This window comes from Rahnella sp. Larv3_ips (assembly GCF_003697865.1).
Lineage (GTDB): Bacteria > Pseudomonadota > Gammaproteobacteria > Enterobacterales > Enterobacteriaceae > Rahnella > Rahnella rivi.
The window spans coordinates 909,411-912,329 of record NZ_MJIB01000004.1 but is presented as its reverse complement, the minus strand read 5'-3'; the positions used below and the strand labels follow the sequence as shown (position 1 = coordinate 912,329).

The following is a 2,919-nucleotide window of genomic DNA, read 5'->3' as shown; positions in this document are numbered from 1 at the left end:
GGACGTGGGCGGATTCAGCCGTGAGGGAAACAATCTGGTCATTCATGCGTACGGCACCGCAGACAGCGTAACGGTAGAAAATTACTTCTTTGACGGCGAAATAAAAAACGGCGTTACTCGTCACTACAGTTTTGAGTTTGATGACATCACGCTGACGGAGTCCGATCTGGCGACGGCCGGGATCCCTTTCTACGCTACAGAGGGGGATGACCGGATCGACGGATGGTACGGACGAGATGTGCTGAACGGCGGTGTGGGTGAAGATTCTTTTTACGGCGGATCCGGTGACGACTTTCTCAGCGGCGGTGCCGGTGATGACTCGCTCGTCGGCGGGGCGGGTGCTGATGTTATCGACGGAGGTGCCGGAAATGATTATCTCAGTGGCGGCAACGGGCTGGATACTTTCATGTTCAAAGTTGGCCACGGCCAGGATCTGATAACCGATAATTTTTCCAGCGAAGCCGGTAATGATACGTTGCGTTTTACGGGGGCGAAGGCGGACGTGGGCGGGTTTAGCCGTGAGGGAAACAATCTGGTCATTCAAGCGTACGGCACCGCAGACCGCGTAACGGTAGAAAATTACTTCATTGACGGCGACTTAAAAAACAGCGCTACTCGTCACTACAGTTTTGAGTTTGACGACATCACGCTGACAGAGTCAGATCTGGCGACGGCGCGGATCACCTTCTCAGGGACAGACGGAAATGATAACGCACACGGCTGGTACGGCGTCGACCTGATGAACGGTGGCGGCGGTGACGATTCGCTGAGTGGTGGCTCCGGAGATGACGTTCTGAACGGCGGCGTGGGTAATGACTCACTCTATGGCGGAGCGGGGCAGGATACCTATCTGTTTGCTAACGGACACGGTAATGACTCGGTCACTGATTTCGCAGGTATGCTTGAAGGCAAAGATATTATTGAATTCAGCGATCTCAATCTCACCGACCTGTGGTTCTCGAAAAGTAACAGTAATCTGCTTATTACCGAATCAGGATCTCAGGATTCCGTAGAAGTGATGAACTGGTATTCCAGTGCTGACAGCCAAAATAAAGTCATTCATACGCATGATGGCTATGAAATTGATGCAGCCCAGGTGCAGCAGTTGGTTGAAGCGATGAGTACGTTTGCCGCAACGCATAGCGAACTATCAGCAGCAGATCAGCAAACAGGCTTTATGCACTCTGTCAGTGTTTCATCCTATCTCGAAGCCGCGAAATAATGTAGCGCGGTAAATATCAAAAGCTCCTCTGTTTTCACGGAGGAGCTTTTTTATTTCTGACATCTCAGGATATTTATTCAGAACACTTTGGAAGAAAAGTCCGTTTTACTTCGCTTTCAAATTAGAAAATGTCGCCGAGGGCGGAATCATCAGCCGGACGATCGATTATGTGAAACTGAAAATTTAAAATAACTTTCTTAATAAAAAGCATTAATAACCCTTGGTGAAATGACCGGTTTTCTTCGGAAGCTTGAGGTGTTGGTAATTTATAAAACATGACGGAGTTATTGTTTTTGAACGTAATTGACTTAATTCATATTATCTCCGATAAATTCAGCTCGTTTTTATTTTTAATTAATGCATTATTGAGGGTGGTGAATTATCAATGTTTATTTTTTAAATCTTTCGATAGATTCATCAAACAAATTAGCATGAGTATTAATGGTTTTTTTAAATATATATAAATGGAGTTATATAATGAGTGAAGAAAAAACAAAATCAGACCTGGTCATTGCTGAAGGTAGTCAATTCAGCGCGGAAACATCAACAGATTATTCCCCTGGGAAAGAAAATATCGGGCTCGCTGTGACGGCGACCGGGATAACCTATAACGGTACCACGGGTAATGATTCGTTTACGGGCGGCACAGAAGATGATCATCTTCGCGGCGGTGACGGTAACGACTGGCTCAGCGGAGGTTTGGGAGATGACGTTCTTAAAGGCGATACGGGTAACGACACCCTCAACGGCGGCGCTGGTGCCGACGTGCTGGAAGGCGGGGCTGGCAATGATTCTCTTTACGGCGGAGAAGGACTGGACAGCTTTATCTTCGCCGCCGGCCACGGTCAGGATGTTATCACTGATAGCCGTTCGTCAGACATCGGTAATGACGTTTTACGGTTCAATGGCGCCAGTTCGGGCTCGGCGCGGTTTAGCCGCGAGGGTAACAGTTTGATCATACAGGCTTACGGTGCGGACGACCGGGTGAGCGTCACTAACTTCTTTGTAAATGGCGAAAGTTCGGGAGATTTTTTCCGTCAGTACAGCTTTGTCTTTGACGATAGGACTCTGACGGAGACAGACCTCCTGTCAGGGGTAACGTCATGGGGAACCGCAAATAATGATAATGAGTCGGGCTGGTACGGTGTAGACCTCATGTATGGCGGATTGGGTAACGATTCGCTACGTGGAGGCTCAGGAAATGACGTTCTGCACGGCGGAGTCGGTGATGATACGCTCGGTGGCGGAGCTGGAGTCGATATTCTTGAGGGGGGCTCAGGTAATGACCTTCTTAGCGGTAACGAGGGGCTGGATACTTTTATCTTTGCCGTCGGACACGGTCAGGATGTGGTCAGTGATGGTCCTTCGACCGACATCGGAAATGATGCTTTGCGGTTTACGGGAGCGAATAGCCAAAATGCCCTTTTCAGCCGCAAGGGAAACGACCTGGTCGTTCATGCCTATGGAACAGATGACAACGTAACGGTCACCAACTTTTTCAATAATTCTGAAATACCCGGAACGGCGTTCCGTCAATACAGCTTTGTGTTTGATGATAAAACGCTGACGGAAGCGGATCTGCTGTCAAGAATCACCTCCTGGGGTACTGCGGGTAATGATACTGAGTGGGGCTGGTATGGGAATGACATTATTTATGGCGGTGCGGGCAACGATTCACTGTCTGGGGTTTCCGGAGA

Annotated in this window: 1 protein-coding gene and 1 pseudogene; both read left to right on the top strand. The window is 48.7% G+C overall.

Translation table 11 applies throughout. The features are described 5' to 3' along the window. Positions 1-1,222, top strand: a 1,222-nt coding sequence (locus ED901_RS06525) for a calcium-binding protein (protein ID WP_371414291.1), incomplete at its 5' end; no start/stop codon positions are given. Between the two features lie 477 nt (positions 1,223-1,699). After that, positions 1,700-2,919 (top strand): annotated as a pseudogene (locus ED901_RS06520) (calcium-binding protein); the annotation flags it as partial.